This window comes from Streptomyces sp. NPDC033221, from assembly GCF_055577005.1.
The window spans coordinates 63,242-82,862 of record NZ_JBVIQN010000028.1; the positions used below are offsets into that span (position 1 = coordinate 63,242).

General features: G+C 74.8%; 10 protein-coding genes. All 10 read left to right on the forward strand.

Annotated elements, in window-relative coordinates; all coding sequences use genetic code 11:
- Positions 1-198: 198 nt before the first annotated feature.
- A complete protein-coding gene (locus ACZ53K_RS30205) occupies positions 199-1,746 on the forward strand; it encodes a 3' terminal RNA ribose 2'-O-methyltransferase Hen1 (RefSeq protein WP_468842634.1) in 1,548 nt (515 codons plus the stop codon).
- Positions 1,743-4,340, forward strand: a complete 2,598-nt coding sequence (locus tag ACZ53K_RS30210; protein ID WP_468842637.1) for a polynucleotide kinase-phosphatase — start codon at positions 1,743-1,745, stop codon at positions 4,338-4,340. The genes ACZ53K_RS30205 and ACZ53K_RS30210 overlap by 4 nt, the downstream gene beginning before the upstream one ends.
- A gap of 504 nt (positions 4,341-4,844) precedes the next feature.
- The gene (locus ACZ53K_RS30215; RefSeq protein WP_468842640.1) at positions 4,845-5,591 is read left to right on the forward strand and encodes a Crp/Fnr family transcriptional regulator; all 747 of its coding nucleotides are present in this window, start codon (positions 4,845-4,847) and stop codon (positions 5,589-5,591) included.
- Positions 5,592-5,657: 66 nt separating this feature from the next.
- Complete coding sequence (locus ACZ53K_RS30220; RefSeq protein ID WP_468842642.1) at positions 5,658-6,620, forward strand: hypothetical protein; 963 nt, start codon at positions 5,658-5,660, stop codon at positions 6,618-6,620.
- A complete protein-coding gene (locus tag ACZ53K_RS30225) occupies positions 6,617-8,917 on the forward strand; it encodes a hypothetical protein (RefSeq protein WP_468842644.1) in 2,301 nt (766 codons plus the stop codon). The genes ACZ53K_RS30220 and ACZ53K_RS30225 overlap by 4 nt, the downstream gene beginning before the upstream one ends.
- A complete protein-coding gene (locus ACZ53K_RS30230) occupies positions 8,914-10,428 on the forward strand; it encodes a hypothetical protein (RefSeq protein WP_468842646.1) in 1,515 nt (504 codons plus the stop codon). The genes ACZ53K_RS30225 and ACZ53K_RS30230 overlap by 4 nt, the downstream gene beginning before the upstream one ends.
- Entirely contained in the window at positions 10,428-10,985 is a 558-nt protein-coding gene (locus ACZ53K_RS30235; protein WP_468842648.1) for a Pycsar system effector family protein, read from the forward strand. The genes ACZ53K_RS30230 and ACZ53K_RS30235 overlap by 1 nt, the downstream gene beginning before the upstream one ends.
- Entirely contained in the window at positions 10,982-13,411 is a 2,430-nt protein-coding gene (locus ACZ53K_RS30240) for a VWA domain-containing protein (protein WP_468842651.1), read from the forward strand. The genes ACZ53K_RS30235 and ACZ53K_RS30240 overlap by 4 nt, the downstream gene beginning before the upstream one ends.
- 111 nt (positions 13,412-13,522) lie before the next feature.
- Positions 13,523-16,945, forward strand: a complete 3,423-nt coding sequence (locus tag ACZ53K_RS30245; RefSeq protein ID WP_468842653.1) for a tubulin-like doman-containing protein — start codon at positions 13,523-13,525, stop codon at positions 16,943-16,945.
- Complete coding sequence (locus ACZ53K_RS30250) at positions 16,942-19,614, forward strand: hypothetical protein (RefSeq protein ID WP_468842656.1); 2,673 nt, start codon at positions 16,942-16,944, stop codon at positions 19,612-19,614. Before ACZ53K_RS30245 ends, ACZ53K_RS30250 begins: the two co-directional genes overlap by 4 nt.
- Positions 19,615-19,621 lie beyond the last annotated feature (7 nt).

The window sequence follows — 19,621 nt, forward strand, 5'->3', positions numbered from 1 at the left end:
CCCGTACCGCCCGGAGCGGGGCGGCGATCCGGCGGGTGGGTCCGCATCCGCACCCGCAACCACATCCCGCACCTGGACCCGCACCCGTACCACCCGGAGCGGCCGGCGATATCCCCGCAGGCCCCACGCTCAGCTCCCGTCTTCCCAGTCGCAAAACCCGTTCGTCAAACGGGTCGCGACCGGGCAATACTCGGACGTGTGTTCCTGACGATAACCACCACCGGAAGCGCCGAGCGCCCCGCGACCGACCTCGGGTTCGTGCTGCACAAGCACCCCGGCAAGGCGCAGGCGTTCTCGACGGCGCACGGCACGGCCCATGTGTTCTACCCCGAGGCGGACGACAGCCGGTGCACGGCCGCGCTGCTCCTGGAGGTGGACCCGGTCGCGCTGGTACGGCGCGCCCGTGGCAAGGGCCGGGGCGGTGCCCCGGACTCGGCGCTCGCGCAGTATGTCAACGACCGGCCGTACGCGGCCTCTTCGCTGCTGGCCGTGGCGCTGAGCACGGTCTTCGCGAGTGCGATGAAAGGGCAGTGCAAGGCGCGCCCCGAGCTGCCCGGGCAGCCGCTGCCGCTGCATGTGGCGCTGCCCGCCGTGCCCGCGCGCGGCGGTGCCGACCTGGTGCGTCGGCTGTTCGAGCCGCTGGGGTGGACGGTGCGGGCGGAGCCGGTGCCGCTGGACGAGACGTTCCCGGAGTGGGGCGACTCGCGGTACGTACGCCTCGACCTGGAGGGCGAGCGTACGGTCGCCGACGCGCTGCGGCATCTGTACGTGCTGCTGCCGGTGCTGGACGACGCCAAGCACTACTGGGTCACGCCCGACGAGGTCGACAAGCTGCTGCGGACCGGTGAGGGCTGGCTGGAGGGGCACCCCGAGCAGAAGCTGATCGTGGGCCGCTACCTCGCCCGCCGCTGGTCGCTGACGCGCGACGCGCTGGAGCGGCTGGAGCTGGCCCGGCTCGCCGAGGCGGACGACACCGCCGTCGAGGAGATCGACAACGCGGTGGAGGAGGCGGCCGACACCGAGGAACGGCCGGTGCCGCTCGCCGTGCAGCGGCGTGCCGCGATCCTCGGTGTGCTGCGGGAGGTGAAGGCGGCGCGGGTGCTGGACCTCGGATGCGGGCAGGGCCAGTTGCTGGGCGAGTTGCTCAAGGAGGGGCAGTTCACCGACATCGTCGGCATGGACGTGTCGATGCGCGCCCTCCAGGAGGCGCGGCGCAGGCTGCGGCTGGACCGGATGCCCGAGCGGCAGTCCGAGCGGCTGCGGCTGCTGCAGGGCTCGCTGGCGTACACCGACGCCCGGCTGAAGGGGTACGACGCGGCCGTGCTGAGCGAGGTCGTCGAGCATGTCGACCTGCCGCGGCTGTCCGCGCTGGAGTACGCGGTGTTCGGCGCGGCCCGGCCGCGGTCGGTCGTGGTGACCACGCCGAACGTCGAGTACAACGTGCGCTGGGAGTCGCTGCCCGCCGGGCACGTGCGGCACGGCGACCACCGCTTCGAGTGGACGCGCGCGGAGTTCCGGGCCTGGGCCGGGGAGGTCGCGGGGCGGCACGGGTACGAGGTGGAGTTCCGGCCCGTGGGACCGGACGACCCGGAGGTCGGCCCGCCGACCCAGCTCGCGCACTTCCGCCTGGCGGAACCCGCCGCGGCCACCCCGGCCACCCCCGCACCCGCCATCCCAACCACCTCCAAGAACCCCACCAGCCCCACCAGTCCCACCACTACCCCCGCGAAGGAGGCCCGGACATGACCGGATCCGCTCCCGTCCACCGCCCGCTGGGCGTCCCCGACCTGTGCCTGGTCGTGCTCGTCGGGGCCACCGGCTCCGGCAAGTCCACCTTCGCGGCCCGGCACTTCAAGCCCACCGAGGTGCTCTCCTCGGACTTCTGCCGCGGGCTGGTCAGCGACGACGAGAACGACCAGAGCGCGAGCGGCGACGCCTTCGACGTCCTGCACTACATCGCGGCCAAGCGCCTCGCGGCCGGCCGGCGGACCGTCGTGGACGCCACGAACGTGCAGCCGGAGGCGCGCGCCCAGCTGGTGAAGCTGGCCCGGGAGCACGACGTGCTGCCGGTGGCCGTCGTCCTCGACCTGCCCGAGGAGGTGTGCGCCGAGCGCAACGCGGCGCGCGCCGACCGCGCCGGGATGCCGCGCCGCGTCATCCAGCGCCACCAGCGCGAACTCCGCCGCTCGCTGCGGCACCTGGAGCGCGAGGGGTTCCGCAAGGTGCACGTGCTCAAGGGGGTGGAGCAGGCCGAGGCGGCGGAGGTCGTCACCGAGCGGCGCTTCAACGACCTGCGGCACCTGACCGGGCCGTTCGACATCGTGGGCGACATCCACGGCTGCCGCTCCGAGCTGGAGACGCTGCTCGGGCGGCTGGGGTACGAGGTCGAGCACGACGCGCTCGGCCGTGCCGTGGACGCCCGGCACCCGCAGGGCCGTACCGCGGTCTTCGTCGGCGACCTGGTGGACCGCGGCCCGGACAGCCCGGGCGTGCTGCGCCTGGTGATGGGCATGGTCGCCGCCGGGCACGCCCTGTGCGTACCGGGCAACCACGAGAACAAGCTCGGCCGCTACCTCAAGGGCCGCAAGGTGCAGCACAGCCACGGGCTCGCCGAGACCGTCGCGCAGCTGGAGCGGGAGGACGAGACGTTCCGCGGCGAGGTCGCCGCGTTCATCGAGGGTCTGGTCAGCCACTACGTGCTCGACGGCGGGGCGCTGGTGGTCTGCCACGCCGGACTGCCGGAGAAGTACCACGGCCGGACGTCCGGCCGGGTGCGGTCCTTCGCGCTGTACGGCGACACGACCGGCGAGACGGACGAGTTCGGGCTGCCGGTGCGCTACCCGTGGGCCGAGGACTACCGGGGCCGCGCCGCCGTGGTCTACGGGCACACCCCGGCGCCGCGCGCGAGCTGGCTGAACAACACCATCTGCCTGGACACCGGCTGTGTCTTCGGCGGCCGGATGACGGCGCTGCGCTGGCCGGAGCGGGAACTGGTCGACGTACCGGCCGAGCAGGTCTGGTATGAGCCGGCCAAGCCGCTGGCCAGCGAGGCGCCGGGCGGCGCCGACGGGCGTCCGCTGGACCTCGGCGACGTCGCCGGGCGGCGGGTCGTGGAGACCCGCCACATGGGCCGGGTCGCCGTCAAGGAGGAGAACGCGGCGGCGGCGCTGGAGGTGATGAGCCGGTTCGCGGCCGATCCGCGCCTGCTGCCGTACCTGCCGCCGACGATGGCGCCCTGCGCCACGTCGAAGGAGGACGGTTACCTGGAGCACCCGGCCGAGGCGTTCGCGTCGTACCGGGCGGACGGCGTACGGGAGGTGGTGTGCGAGGAGAAGCACATGGGCTCGCGGGCCGTGGTCCTGGTGTGCCGGGACGAGGCGGTGGCACGGGAGCGGTTCGGCGCGGCGGAGGGCGTGAGCGGCGCGGTCCACACGCGAACCGGCCGGCCGTTCTTCAGCGATCCGGCCGTCACCGAGCAGGTGCTGAAGGCCGTACGGGAAGCCGTGGAGAGCGCCGGACTCTGGGAGGAACCGGCCGATCAGGCAGCCGCCAGCTCCGGGCACTGGCTGCTGCTGGACGCCGAGCTGCTGCCGTGGTCGCTGAAGGCGTCCGGTCTTCTGCGCGGGCAGTACGCGGCGGTCGGCGCGGCGTCCAGAGCGGCTTTCCCCGGGGCGGTGGGCGCGCTGGAGGCGGCCGTGGCGCGTGGCGTGGAGGTGCCGGACCTGCTGGCCCGGCAGCGTGACCGGGCCGCGGACGCGGCCGCGTTCACCGAGGCGTACCGGCGCTACTGCTGGCCGGTCGACGGGCTGGACGGCGTACGGCTGGCACCGTTCCAGATCCTGGCCGCGCCGGGCCGCAGCCTGGCCGCCGTACCGCACGACGAGCAGCTGGCCTGGCTGGACCGGCTCGTCGAGCACGACGGAACGGGACTGTTGCGTCGTACCGGCCGGCTGGTCGTCGACACGGAGGACGCGGCGTCGGTCGCGGCGGGCATCCAGTGGTGGCTCGACCTGACCGCCGCCGGTGGCGAGGGCATGGTGGTCAAGCCGCTGGGCGCGCTGGTGCGCAAGGGGGACGGACGGCTGGTGCAGCCGGGTGTGAAGTGCCGCGGCCGGGAGTACCTGCGGATCATCTACGGTCCGGAGTACACCCGCCCGGAGAACCTGGAGCGGCTGCGCGTGCGCCACTTGGGCCACAAGCGCTCCCTCGCGCTGCGCGAGTACGCCCTCGGCCTGGAGGCGCTGGACCGCCTCGCCGACGGCGAGCCCCTGTGGCGGGTGCACGAGGCGGTCTTCGCCGTGCTCGCGCTGGAGTCGGAGCCGGTGGACCCGCGTTTGTAGTCCGTAGGCCCGGGGCTGTGGTCCGTGGACCCGCGGCTGTATCCCGTGGGCCCGGGGCTGTGGTCCGTGAGTCCGGGGCCCGGCCGTTCTGGGCCGAGCCCCGGCCACCGCGTTCGCGCGTCCTCCCCGGTATGGCCATCGGCAGTCGCTCCCCCCGGCTCTCCCTCGGCTCGGGAGTGCCGAGGGCGTCCCGGCAAGGCGGCCGTGAGGCACAGGTGTTCGGGGAGGTCAAAAGCGTTATACGCGAGGGCAGTTGGGTGCCGAGAAAGCGTTGACGGGGCCCGATCACGACCCTTACCTTCTGTAACTCAACCGAGCGCAGCTCGATCAATGTGCGCGAGAACCCCGCCTGTAACGGAAGAAATCAGAGACGAGCCCATTTCTCCGCCACGCTGAGGAACCGGGCCGGGGCCCCAGGGCGACCCCATGCACAAGGGCGGAGCGTCCGCCGTGCCGACGGGCGTCCGGAGCCGGGGTGAGCGAACCAGCGGGGGGAGGAGACCGATGAGTCTCTTCGAGGACGGCAGGCCCTTCTTACGGGCGCTGCCGGCGCAGGACCGGCGGGCGCTGCTCGCGCTCGGCCGGGGCCGCAGTTACGCGCCGGGCGAGGTCGTCCTCAGGGAGCACGACACCACCACCTTCGTCGTGGCGATCGTCAACGGATGGGCCAGTGTCTCCCTGGAGACGGAGCGCGGGGTGCGGCTGATCCTCGCGCTGCGCGGCAGCGGCGAGGTCGTCGGCGACCAGGCCGCCGTCGACCACCGGCCGCGCAGCGCCACGGTCACCGCGCTCGGCCCGGTGGACGGAGTGGTCGTCCCCGGCGACCGGTTCCGCGGCTATCTGGCGGCCCGGCCCGTGGCGACCGTACTGATCATGCGGCAGTTCAGCTCCCGGCTGCGCAGCTCGGACGGTGAACGGCGGTCCCTGGCCTCGGAGAAGGTGCTGCAGCGTCTCGCCGCCCGCCTGGTGGAGCTGGCCGAACGCACCGGCCACCCCGGCTCGGGAGGTGTGGACGTCGATCTGCCGCTGCCGCAGCACGACTTGGCGGCGGCCGTCGGCTCCACCCGCGAAGCGGTGGCCAAGGCGCTGCGCCTGCTGCGCGAGCAGGGCGTCGTACAGACCGGACCCCGGCGGCTGGCCGTGCTCGATCTCGCGCTGCTGCGGCTGCTCGCCGAGGGGCGCACGGTCGCCGGCCGTACGCCCGCCGGTCCCGCTCCCATACGCCCCGAGGAATCCCCGCCGGCTGTGTAAACGGCTACAGCCCCGCGTTCCCGCCCCGGCCATGCTGCTTGATGTCGGCACGAACCAGGAGGTCCAGTGAGCACGGAAGCCTTGCACCGACTCGTCGTCAACGGAGACGTCTGCGGATCCGGACGGCTGGGGCTGCGTGCCAAGCTACGGATGCGCGAGGCGATGTACGACGTCTTCGAGGCGGGATTCACGGCGGCGGGGGTCGTCGAGCGGAACTTCCACATGGAGGACCGCGGCGACGGCGTGCTGCTCGCGCTCGCCCCCGACGTACCGTCTGCCCAGATGCTGGGGCCCTGGCTCGAAGGCGTCTACCAGCAGCTGCGCCGGGTCAACGAGGGGCGTTCGGAGCCGCTGCGGATGCGCGTCGCCATGCACGCGGGCCCGGTCGCCAGGGACGCCAGAGGGCTGGCCGGGCGCGCCGTGGACCTCACCTGCCGGCTGTGCGACAGCGACACCGCCCGCGGTGTCCTCCAACTGGCCGGCCGGGCGCCGCTGTTGTGTGTCGTGTCCGATTCGCTGTACCACGACGTCGTGGCGGAAGGCGGCACCTGCATCGAGCCCGAGCACTACCGCAGGGCGCGGGTGTCGGAGAAGGAGACGGACACGGAGGCGTGGTTCCACGTCCCCCGGCTGCCCTTCCCGCCCCTTCCGGCGCGGACGTCGCACGAGGCACCGCCGTCACCGGCGGTGCCGGAGCCGGACCGGCCGCGCGCGACGGGGGTGCGCGCGGCCCAGGGCCCGGCGCCGGAGCAGGGCGGCGGGGCGGGGCTTGGGGGTACGGTCCCGCCGCCCGCTTCCGGCCCCGGACCGGCGGCCGGTACGGACCCGGCGCCCGCCGCGTACACCTCCAAGTACCACTTCGGCCACATCGGCGGCGGTAACCAGATCTACGACGGCAACACCTTCACCGGAGACTTCACCGGCATCCGCCACGCGGACACCACACCGGAACCGCCCCCCGCCGCCTCCCGTGAAGCCACGGACGACGCCCCTCGGACCGGGCCGGGACCGGAAGGCGGCGACAGGTGACCGACGTGGACGAGGGGGCACCGCCGGCCGGCGAGCAGCCCCCGCCGCAGCCCGACGGCAAGCAGGGCGGCCGGGACGACGACGCGAAGACGGCCAAGGACGGCAAGGCCGACGGTGACGGCCAGTCCGAGGAGAAGCAACGGCTGGACGCCCCCAAGGGCAGCCCGCTGGGCGGCTCGGGCGAGGCGGGCGGCGCGCGTACCGCCCGCGAGGCCCGCACCAACCTGCACATCGAGGGCGACAACCAGATCTACGACGGCAACACCTTCTACCAGACCCACGTCCGGATGGGCACCGACGACATCTTCGTCGACGGGCCGGTGCCGGACGAGGAGCTGGAGCAGCTGGGCCGGGTCTACTGCCGGGCCCCCGGCTACGCCGCCATGAGGACCCGGCTGGAACGCACCCACCTGCTGGCTCTCTGCGGCGAGTACGGCACCGGCCGTACGTCCACCGGCCTCGCCCTCCTGCGGGACGTCGCCGCCGGGGTGTCCCGCCTGGACCCGGCCACCGCGCTCGGCAGCGTCGACAAGGACAAGTTCGAGGCCGGCCGCGGCTATCTGCTCGAACTGCCCGCCGAGGACGCCGGTGCCGTACCGGCCGCGTCCGCGGGCTCCGACAAGGACGGCGGCAACGGGCACGGCACCGGGGCCCAGCCCTCCGACCTGCATCTGGACCGGCTGAGCGCGCTGCTCGCCGGACGCGGCGCCTACGGCGTCCTGGTCGTGGGCGCCGGCGACTTCGCCGACCGGCTGCTGCGCGGGCGCTACGGCGCGCCGTGCACGCCCCCGCCCGCCGACGACGTCCTCGGACGCCACGTGGCCGGCCTGCTCGCCGACGCCCCTCCCCAGCTCCTCCGCCTGGCCCGGGAGAACGCCGGGCGCCCCGACGTGAAACAGGCGCTGGGCCTGGACGAACTGCGGCCCGGCGAGGCGGCACGGCTCGCCGGCCACCTCGCGGCGCACGCCAAGGGTGAGGCCGACGACGCCCAATTACTCGATGAGTGCGCCGAGTTCGCGCCGCGTCAGGCGCGGGAGTGGTTCGCCGGGGCCGACCGGCCCGGCACCCTCCCCGAGGCGCTGCCCGCCCTGCGCGCCGCGGCCCTGCGGCTGTCGCTCGCGGTCTTCAACGGCTCGGCGGAGAGCCTGGTGACCGAGGCGGGCGAACTGCTCGCCTGGGAGCTGGCGGTCACCCTCGACCCCCAGTACGCGCCCGGCCGCCCGCTGTTCACCGCGCAGACCCAGGCCCGGCTGGCCGCGGCCCGCGCCGTGCCGGACCGGGGCGTGGAGGATCTGGGCGACGCGGCCATCCCCGTACGGGTGACGCGCTTCCAGGGCCGCAGGCTGGCCACCGCCGTGCTGCGCGAGGCATGGGACGGTTACCACAACGTACGCGGTCCGCTGACCCGCTGGCTGCGGTCCCTGTGCGACGACCAGCGCCCCCAGATGTGGGTGCGCGCCGCGATGGTCGCGGGCATGCTGAGCGCCTGGGACTACCTGTACGGCTTCTCCGAACTGCTGCTGCCGCTGGCCCGCGCCGAGAGCCCGGTGCAGCAGATGGCCGCGGCCACCGCGCTGGCCGAGGCGTCCCGCGACCTCCAGGTGCGGCCCGCCGTGCGCGGCCTGCTGCGCGAGTGGGCGCGCGGCGACGACACCTCCGCGTGCGAGACCGCGGCGTTCGCCCACGGCTACGGCCTGGTGGCGGGCTCGGTCGCCGGCTCCCTGGACGAACTGGCGCGCATCGGCTGCCGGGAGGACGACGCCAAACCGGCCGACGCCGCCTCGTACAGCGTGGTGCGGCTGCTGGCGGGGCCCGAGCCCGATGTGGTGCTCAGGCGGCTGGCCCGCTGGCTCGGCGACCGGCGGCAGGCCCGGCAGAACCTCGCGCTGGTGGTGGTGCTGCGCGCACTGTCCACCCGCACCTCGCACCTGTGGGGGCTCCAGGGGGACAGCCGCGTCCAGGAGTCGTACGGCTCCTGGCCACTGGCCGCGGCCCTGATCGCTGCCCACCCCGACCGGGCGCCGTGGCTGGCGGACCTGGTGCACAACACGCTGAACACGGCGCGGGCGGGCGCCGCGGCGCAGGAGGAGATGGGCCGCTGGATGCGGCGGGCCGCCAAGGACGAGCGGCAGCTCGACGTGCTGTGCGCGTTCCTGCCGCGGCTGGTGGAGGGGCGGCGGGACCGGGACCGGTTGCTGCTGCTGGTCGCCCGGCTGGAGCGGGACAGTGACGAACCGCTCGCCCCCCGGGCGGCCGCGCGGATGCGGGCGGTGCTGGAAGGAGAGGGACGACGATGACGCAAGACGGCCGGAACGGTGCGCGGCAGGGCCACGGGCAGGGCCCGGGACCGGGCGCGCCAGGGGGATACGGCCCGGGGCCCGGATCCGTGGAGGCGGTGCGGGGGCCGCTGGTGCAGGAGTACGAGTCGTCCGGCCGGTTCCGGCGGCCCAGTGTGCAGGTGGCCGCGGTGCTCATGTACGAGAACGGCGGCCACAGCGTGGTGTGGCCGGACCACCGCGAGGACGTCAACAAGCCGCTTTTCAGAGGGCCGTTCAAGGTGATGGAGGTACGGGTCGGCTGGCATGTGACCGAGTTCCGCACCGAACTGCCCGCGGCCGGTGACGCGGAGTCCTTCCGCGCGGAGGTGGAGGTCCGCTGGCGCGTCGTGGACGCGTACGCGGCGGTCCGCGCCAACGTCTGGGTCCTCGCCCAGCACTTCTCACCGGTCCTGCTCCGGGCGCTGCGCGGGGTGACCCGGCGGTACCGCATCAGCGAGGCGGACCGGGCGGACCGGGCGGTGGCGGACGAACTGCGGGATCTGCGCCTGGGGGACGACTTCGGCCTGGAGACCGAGGTGTTCGTACGGATCGACCTGAGCGAACGCGGCATCAGCGCGGAGCGGCAGCGCACCGAGATCGACCACGAGGGCGACCTCGCGCGCCGGCAGCACGCGGAAGAGCTGAAGAGGGAACGGCGGGAACAGGAATTGACCCGGATGAAGGCCACCGAGCTGACGGAGATGCTCAGTGGCGGCGACGACAAGCGGCTCGCGTACTTCATGGCGCGCGACACCGCACACGCCTGGGAGATCCAGCAGGCGTTCCGCCGGGAGCGCCGGGAGGAGCGGGCCCTGTCCATCGAGACGGTGTTCCGCTTCGTCGACGGCGGCCTGATCGAGCGCCACGACCTCAACGACCAGACCCTGGCCGCCATCGACTTCCTGCGGTCGACGACGAGCGGCGTGGTGGGCCGGGCCGCCGACACCTTCCTGGAGCGGCCGCAGCGGCACGCGCTGGAGGGCGGCGGACACCGCGACGCACGCGAAGACGACCGCGGACCGGGGCGCGGCCGGCAGCGGATGGACTGGGCACACGAGCCGGATCCGGACGCCGAGCAGGAACGGGGGCGCGGCCCCGGCCGGGAGGCCGCGTACGACGACGAGCAGGATTCGGCGCCCGGCACCGGCCCTGCCGGTCGTGACGACCGGCAGGGTGACCGGTACGGCGAGCGGAACAGCGACCGGTACGGCGAGGACGACGGGCACGACGACCGGTACGGCGACGACCGGTATGGCGATGACCGGTCCGGCGACGACCGGTACGGCGACCCTGAGCCGAGGCCCGCGCGCGGCCGTTCCGAAGGCGACGGCGGATACGGCGGATACGGCGACGGTCACGACGACCCGTACGACAGGGACGACCGCGGCCGCGTCTACGAGCCCGACCGCGTCCAGTCCGCCGCCGAACGCGACGACGACCTGGACGGCCCCGCGCCGCGCCGTGGCCGTGGCCTGGATTGGGGGAAGTGATGGCCGCCAGCGCCCTGCCCGTACCCGTACCCACGCCGACGCCCACCCGCGGCACCGGCGCCTGCCCCTGCGCCGGACCGGCCCCCGGCACCGGCGCCGACTTCGTGGCCGAGCGCCTGCTGAAGGTCGTACGCGAAGAGATCAGCCGGGCCGACACCAAGGCGTCCGTCATGATGACCGGCGCCACCGCGGCGCTGGTCCTGCTCTTCGGCCGCAACGGACAGCTCCCGGGGATGCCCGAAGCCCCCACCGCCCTGCTGCTCGCCGGCGCCGCGCTGTGGACGCTGGGCATAGCCATGTTCGTGGCTGCGGTGCTGCCCCGCACCCGTACCTCGGCGGACGGGCAGCTGACCTTCTTCCCGCAGCTGACCGGCGGGGCGTCGGCCGAGGCCCTGCTGCCCCGGGTCGCCCTCGCGGGCCGGGACACCAGTCAGTGGGCCGTCGAACAGGCCTGCGCGCTCGGCCGCATCCTCGGCGCCAAGTACCGCTGGCTGCGCTGGGGTGTCGGCTGCCTGGCGGCCGGCGGCTGCTGCGTCCTGGCAGGAGGACTGTGGTGAGCACGGAACACAGCACCCGTCCGGCTGCCGCGCGACCGCGGCGCGGGGCACGCCGCACCGTCGTCGTGGCCCTCACCGCGCTCTGCGCGACCGTACCGCTCGGGCCGCCGCCCGCGTGGGCCGCGCCCACCCCCACCGCGCCGTCCGCCGGCCCCGCCCCCGTCGACTTCTCCGTCGTCGTGGACGCCTCGGCCAGCATCGGCAAGGACGCGCTGGCCCGCGAGGCCGAAGCCGCCGCGCTGATCGGCCAGGGCGAGATCTCCGACCGGTCCCGGGCGAGCGTCATCGGCTTCGGCAGCGCCGAGAAGGAAGGGCAGCAGCCCGTACGGGAAGTGTGCCCGCCCACCGTCGTCGACGCCGCCGGACGGCAGCGCATCAGCGACTGCGCCCGCCGCCTCACCGACCGCGCGGGCGGCAACATCGGGCCCGGCACGGACTTTCCCGCCGCGCTCACCCAGGCCCTGGCCCGGCTCAAGGAGACGAGCACGGAGGGCACGCCCAAGGTCGTCTTCCTGCTCACCGACGGCAAGCTGAACGTCGAGGACAGTCCCGCCTACGGAGCCGACCCCGCCGCCCGTCAGCGGGAGGGCGAGAAGCGGCTGCGCGAGGTCCTGGACCAGGCGCGCCGCGAGAACGTCCAGATCTGGCCGCTGGGCTTCGGCAAGGGCATCGACAAGGAGGCCCTCCAGCAGATGGCCGACGGCGGCTACCGCAACGGCTGCGCCGGTCTGCCCGGCTCCCGCCCGCGGCCGCAGGTCGTCGACGGTGCCGCCGATGTGGACAAGGCGCTCCAGAACGCGTTCGCCGCCGCCCGCTGCGCCCGCGTCGAAGAGGGCACCAGCAGCAAACCGCCCGGCGAACTGACGGTGAGCATCCCGCCCATCGCGACCGACGGATCGATCACCGTCACCAAGCGCGACCCGAAGGTGACGGCCACGTACTACGACCCCAAGGGCCGCAAGGTGCCGCTCCAGGGGACGTTCGACGGGTCCAGCTTCGAGGTCAGCGGCCAGGACGGGCCGGTCGAGGCGCTGCGGGTCAAGGACCCGCTGCCGGGGCAGTGGCGGGTCAAGCTGTCCGCGCCCGAGGGGCACCAGGACCAGCCCGCGACCGTACGGGCCATCTGGCAGGGCGTGCTGCACTCGTCGATCACCCTGGAACCGGCCGCGCCGAAACCCGGCGAGGACGTCGTCGTACGGATGCGCCTGCAGACCCGGCGCGGTGTGGTGATCACCGACCCCGGACAGCTCGCCGGGGTACGGGCCGCCGCCCAGCTCTCCGGTGACGGCTTCGAGCCGGTGGACGTTCCGCTGCGCGACGACGGCGAGGGCCCCGACGACCGGTCCGGCGACGTCCTGTACGGGGGCTCGGTGACGGTGCCGAAGACGGCCACTGGCGTCCTGCGGCTCACCGGCGCGCTCGCGGCGCCCGGCGTGGCCGGCGACCGGCGGCCCTACGACACCCGGGTGTCCATGGCCGCCGCGCCCGTGACGGCCGGTGTGACGCTGGAGGGCCACGGCGTGCACCCGGGCGGTTCGGTCGACGGCAAGCTGGTCGCCCGCAACAACGACAGCCGCCCGCACACCCTGCGCCTCGGCCTGGCCGACCAGTCCACGGACGCGGCGCTGCGCATCAGCCCGGCCACCGTCACCGTCGCGCCCGGCGCTCAGGAACCGGTGCCCTTCACCGTGTCCTTCGGCGCCGGCGCGCCGCCGGGCGAGGCCGGCGGCCGGATCACCGTCACCGACCGGACCGACGGCGGGCGCGAGGTCGGCTCCGCCTTCCTGACCGTCACCGTCACCCCCGCCCCCACCTGGTGGGACAGGTGGTGGTGGGCCGTCATCTCGGGGGCCGGGCTGCTGCTCGCCGTCGCCGCGGTGATCGCCATCCGCGTCTGGTACGGCGGGGTGCGGAACTCGTTGCAGGGCCTCGTCCTCGAACTGCGCCGCGACGGACGGGACCTGGGCAAGCTGGAGGTGCGCGCCCGCACGAAGACGTTCTTCTTCACGGTGGACACGTCCTCGGAGCGCCCCGGCCTGCAACGCCGCAACCCGCGCTCGGGGCAGACGTACCGGCTCCGGCGCAAGGGCGACGGGCTGCGGCTGCGCGACCCCCAGGGCAAGGAGCAGACCGTGCCGCACGGCGCGCCCGTGCGGCTGGACAACGACCTGGAACTGTTCGTACGCGGCGGCAGCGGCCCGGGCCGGGAGCGCCCCGGCCAGGGGCGCCGGCCGGGCACGCCGGCCGGGCCGCGCAACGCGGCCGGCCGGCTCCGCGGACGCGCCGGCCGGGGCGGCGCCAACGCGCCCGGCAGTGCGAACGGGCGGGGCGGGCGCGGCAGTCCGGCCAACGGCACCGGCCGGCCGGGCGGTACGAGCGGCACCGGCGCGTCGAGCGGATCGGCCGATTATGACTCCGCTTTCTGAGGCGCCCGCACCACGGCGCCGTGGTCCGGGCGGCATGCCGCCCGGACCACCGGCAGCACCACATCGCGTAGCACAGGCCGCCCCCGACGGGCGGACGAGGGGAGCGACGACATGAAGATCTACCAGCCCATGCTGTTCGTGGGGCTGGGCGGCACCGGCGCCCGCATCGGCGCCGAACTGGAGCGGAACCTGCGCCGCGAACTGTGCGGCCCGGACGGTACCGACCTGGTCGGCCGCGGCAAGCAACGGGTCCCCTTCCAGCTGCCGGACTGCCTGCAGTTCGTGTACGCCGACTTCAGCGAGGCCGAACTGGACCGGCTTCCGCACCTGAGCACCCGCGGCCCGGAGGCCGCGGCGTTCGCCCGGACCTCCCGGGCCGTGCACAACCTGCTGCCCACCTACGACAACTCGCCCGAGATGACCCGGATGCTGCGCATCGCCCAGCACGACGAGACCGCGGGATGGCTGCCGCCGCGGGTCGACGAGCCCCGGGTCTCCCCGCTGCACACCGGCGCCGGACAGCTGCCCACCGTCGGCCGGGCCGCGCTGTTCGCCACCATGCGCAACGGGCCCGACCAGGTGCTCGGCCCACTGCGCGCGGCGATCGACGCGCTCAGCAAGTCGGCGGGCGACCTCCAGGAGCTGGGCGGCGGCCAGATCCGCGGCTACGACGTGTTCGTGGCGTTCTCCGTCGCGGGCGGCACCGGCGCCGGCATCTTCTACGACTTCCTGCACCTGCTCGGGCACGCCTTCCACTCGGTGAACCTGGGCGGCGCGAAGATCTACCCGCTGGTCGTGATGCCGTCGGCGTTCCCGCCGGAGTCCGGCGGCGGCCGGGAGGCCGAACTGAACGCCGCCCGCGCCCTGGTGGACCTCTCGCACCTGGTCGACGACCAGAACGCGGCGGACGCCACCGCCGACCTCGGTGACGTGGAACAACGCGGCTCGCTGAGCGTGAAGTACCCCGACATGGTGCCGGTCAGGCTGCGCACCTCCACCGTCCAGACGGCGTTCCTCTTCAGCCGTACGGCCGGAATGCGCCCCGACGACCTGCGCCGCTCCATCACCGCCATGGTGACCTCGCTGATCGGCACCGACCTGGGCGAGGAGAACAACCGGGGGCGCGCCGACGACGCCTATCAGTCCTTCGCCGCCAGCTTCGTCAACCGCGGCGCCAGCCGGTCGGCGGCCGCCGCCACCGGCATCGGCCTGCAGGGCATGTCCACCAGCCTCGCGGCCTCCATGACCGTACCGGTCGACGAACTCGCCGAGATCGTCGCGGCCCGGATGCTGGCCTGCGCCGTACGCGGTCTGCTGGACCGGGCCCGGCAGGGCGGCGAGGATCACCGCGCCCTCGTCGTCGAGGCGTTCAAGGAGTCCAACGTCGAGGACGTGTGGATCCGGGAGGGGCGCGAGGTGGAGGCGCCCAACCCGGTGCCCAAGGGCGTCCGGGCCATTGGTCAGGAGCTGAGCGACCGGCGCGACACCATGCAGGACGAACTGGACGCGCTCGACAAGGACCTCGCCCGCCGCGCGGTGGACCTCGCGGAGCACTTCAACCCGCGCCGGGGCCTGCTCACCCTGCTCAAGGAGCACGATCCGTTCCGGCTGGAGCGGGTCTTCACCGGCAATCCGGGCGACCGCGACCAGGTGGCCCAGGCGGGCTTCTCCGGGATGCTCGACAACCGGCGCAACCGCCCGCGGCGCCCCGAGGGCGTGGACGTCAGCCCGCCGCAGGTGCCGCGCATCGGCCGCCGGATGGGCGGTGTGGTGCCCGCGCGCTGGGGCGACCCCGAGGTGGAGGCCGCCCTCCAGGAACAGAACGCCTGGTACCGCTGGGCGACCAACCGGACGTGGCACGAGCGCTGGAAGGCGCAGGAGTCCCGCTGGCGTCCGCTCGCCGACCGGACCCTGAAGGAACTCTCCGCGCTGGTACGGGCGTTCCGCGACCACGAGGAGGGCGAGAACGGCCTGTTCCGCGAGCGGCGCCGCGAGCTGTACCGCGAGGACCGTACGGGTGTGTCCTACCTGCTCCCGCCGCAGAACTCCCTCGACGCCTTCTACGACGACGTACTGACCCGGCTCCTCCAGCGCGAGGGCATCCCGGACACCCAGGACGAGGCGGCGCTGCTCGTCCGCATCGTCGAACCGCGGCACTGGGAACACGCCCTGGAAGCCGTCCAGCGCTCGCCGCGCGCCGCCGTCAAGGAGGTCAAGCAGGTCCTGGAGGGCCGGATCAAGAAGCTGTTCGGGGAGGCCGGCGTCCACCACGAGCGGCCGCTGCTGCCGTCCCTCGGCGACCTCCTCGCGGCGGCGTCCGGGGACGAGGAGGCCGCCGACGCGGTCGACGAGAAGTGGCTGGAGCAGTTCTGCTCCCAGCTCGCGGGCCTGCTGCCGGCCGGCTTCACCCCGGACGGCACCGGCAAGCTCAAGACCCTCATCGTCCGCCCGCTGACCAAGGCCAAGGGCAGCGTGGACCGGTTCCTGGAACAGTCGCTGCTGCTGCCGCGCGACGAGAACCGGCTGCCGCCGGAGTTCCGCGCGGTGGTCACCGAGTCGATCACCGTCGTGCTGTTCCGCAGCGAGATGAGCCTGACCGACATCTCCGAGGTACGGCAGGTGCTGCGCCTGTGGGGCCGCGCCAGGGACCGTGAGGGACGCGAGGACCACCTCCAGTGGCGCCAGCGCACCGGCTACCGCGACTCCTGGCTGGCCAGCACGGAAAGCGACCGGCAGCGGGTGCTGCAGCGCATGCTGAGCGCCATGTGGAACGGGCGCGTCGAGGTCACCGGCGACCCGCTCTCCCCGGAGAGCGTCTGCTTCCGGCTGCGCGGCGGCGACTCGGCCACCATGACCCTCGCCCTGCAGCCGTACGACCGGGACGTCTCCAGCTGGTCCGACCTGCTGCGGGCGTACGAGCGCTGGGCGCTGCTGGACGCCGGTTCGGCGGTCAAGGACTTCTGCTCGGTGCTGATGGAGGCCCTGCCGGACGGGCTCAGCACCACACCGAGGGAACCGGACCCGCTGTTCTGGACCTTCCTGCGCCGGGTGGCCCCGGCGGAGGGCAAACGGCTGCGGCAGCGCGCCCACGACCTCAACGAGGACGAGCAGGACTGGATCGAGCCGCTGCTCCACTTCTGGACCACGACCCTGGACGGCGCACTGGACCTGCGCTTCCCCCGGAGCCTGCGGGCCAACCGGCCCTCGCTGCGCGCCCTGGCCCAGGCGCAGGAACAGCTGCGGGAGAGCGACGCCTCCTCGGCACGGCTGCACAAGGCCAACGGGCACGGCCCGGCCGGTGAAACCCGTACCCGGCGCACCCAGCCGTACGAACCGGACCGGCCCGCATCGGACCGACACGCACCGGACCGGCACCACGGACCGGACCCGCACGAGCCGCCGCCCCGCCAGGCGGACGGCCCGCCCGAGCCGCAGGCCAAGCCCGACGACGCGGCCCGCCCGAAGGACGCGGCCGGGCACGACCTGTGGGCCGACCCGTGGGACGAGGAGCCGAGGGAGGAGGACCTGCTGTGAGCGCCCGCACCACCGCACCGGTCGTCACGCTCGACCTGCGGGGCGGCCACGCCGGGCTGGACGGCGCGGACGGGCTGCACCGCGCCGTCCGCACCGCGCTGGGCGACGCCCCCGCCCAGGAGGCCGAGCGGTTCCTGCTCGTGGACACCGCCGCCGGTCTCGCCCGCCACCAGCGGACCTACGAACAGGTCCTCGCGTACGGCACCGGCCACGCGCTGTGCGTCGCGGTCGGCGCCCCGCCCGCGGAACCGGACGACGGCGTCGCGGTGCCGCCCGCGCCGACACCCTGGGCCCTGGACCGGCCCTCGCCGCTGCGCCCGCCCGCCGTCGGCGTGCTGTGGGTCCTCGACCCGTACTGCGGCACGGCGCCCGGTACCGGGCCGGACGAGGACGAGGGCGCGCTGCGCCCGCTCCTCGAACTGCTCGCCGCGCCCGCCGTGTTCGACGCCGTCCTGCACGCGGTGTCGGAGATCCCCGACGGGGTGGCCGTGCCCGCCCTGCGCGTCCTGGAACACGACCTCTCGCACACCGCCCGTGACCGGATCTGGCGGCAGGCGCTGGCCGCCCTCGTCGGCCAGGACGACCCCGGCGGCCGGATCGCGGTCGCCGACCCGGAGTCGGGCGGGGTGCCCGCCGCACTGGCGCCGCTGGTCGGCGCCGGGATGCCCAAGCCCGTGGACACCAGGGACTGGCGGCGGGCGGGCGGCGAGGCCGAGGAGCGCTTCCGGGCCTGCGAGACGGCCCTGGCGGAGGCCGATTACGCGTACGGGCGGCAGCGCGGCGCGGGCGGCCTGCTGCGCGGCGCGGCCGGGGACGCGGACCTCGCCGACAGCCTGGACGTGGCCGCGGCGGAACTGGCCGCGTACCGCGAGACCGTCGCCGAGACCCTCCGCGACGGGGACGGCGTCGGCCTTCCCCCGGAACAGCGCCGGCGCCTGTACGAGCGCGGCATCGACCTGCCGCGCGTGCCGGAGGCCGACCGCGAACGGATCGGCCCTGGCCTGCGCGGCTTCACCCAGGACCTGCTGACGCAGCGGCTGCCGCTGCGTTCGACGGCGGCCCGGCTCAGCGCGGTCGCCGACCTGGCCACACCCACCGGCAGCGCGGCCCGCCTCGGCCGCCTCGACGAGCTGTGCCCGCCCGACCTGCCCCGGAACATGGCGTCGCCCCGGCCGTTCGAGGTGCGCGGCGCCGCCCCGGCGGAACTGGCCGGCGGCTGCGCCGTCGCCGCGGCGGCCGGCCTGTGGCCGGGGCCCGGCTGGGTGCTGGGGCCGCTGACGGCGCTGGCCGCCGCCGGGCTGACCATGCTCGCTCTGGCCCGCCGCCCCGGGCACACCGGGGACGGACACCTCGACGGCGGCGGGCAGTCGGGCGCACTGGCGCAGCTGTGCGCCGGGCTGCTCGGCGCGGGCGCCGGCATCGCGCTGGGCCAGGTGCTCACGGCGCCCGGGTGGCTCGGGCTGAGCGCCCTGCTGGCGGCGCTGATCGTGCTGCCCCTGCTGGCCGTGCGCCGCTGGACCGAGGCCCTGGACGAGTGGTGGGCGGCGGGCGGCGGCTCCGAGGGCCAGGACGCGCTGCACTCCCTCGACGGGCTGCTGGCCGACGCCGTCACCCACGACTGGCTGCTGGCGGACGCCCGTCTGTACTGCGCCGACGGCGCGCGGGCGGTCGCCGGGATGATCCGCCGCGCGGCAGCCGCGGCGGAGGGCCGCGATCCCTTGCCTCTGACGGGGGCGCGCGACGGCGGCACGGCGGCCGGGGCGCGGGACGGAGGCCGGTCGGCGGGCGACCTGCTGGACGACGACTGGTTCGGCCCGTCGTACGACCAGCGCCCCACGGCACGCGCCTCGTACGACTCCTTCGACAGCGACGGCCCCCGGTACGACGACACTTCGGCCCAGGGCTGGGACGACTGGGACGACTGGGACGGGGAACCGGAGCCCGGCGGCGGACCGGCCACCGACCGCGCCACTCCCTGGCGGGACCCACTGGCCGACACGGTGCCGCCGCCCCGGCAGCCGGAGCGCGGCACCCCCGCCGGCAGGCCCGCCCCGGCCGCGCCGCCGCCCGACGACGTATCCGTCCCCTGGCTGGAGCGCGAAGCGGGCGACGGCGGGCCCGAACTGGTCGCCACCCTCGTCGGCGACCTCGCCGACGGCATCGCCGGACTCCTCGACCCGTACTGGGGAGCCATCGAGCGCGACCCCGGCGCGGCCACCGCCCTGCCCCTCGACCGGGAGGTGCGGGCACTGATCGACGATGAGACCGCCCGGCTGGCCCGGGACGGCGTCGCCGCCGCCCCGGCGTTCGCCCGGGAACCCGCGTCCCGGCCGGACCCGGCCGTCCTGCTCGGCCTGCCGCCCGACCGGGTCACCCGGATCCTCCAGGAGCACGGCGACGGCACCGGCACGGTGCCGCTCTGCGCGGCCGAACACCGCCGGCTGCTCTCCCGCGACCGGCACGCGGGCCGCGGGGTGCGCTTCGCGCCCGACGTGGCACGGCACGGCGACGACCCCATGGGCGCCGACGACATGGTGTGGACCCCGGCCGGCCGGTACGCGGGCGTCTTCCGGCTGCTGCCGCTGCGTACGGGATCGGTGCGCACGGTCCGGCTGCGCGGCGGCAGCGACTCCACCGGGCCGGAACTGCCGGCGAACGCGAACGAATGAGGGGACG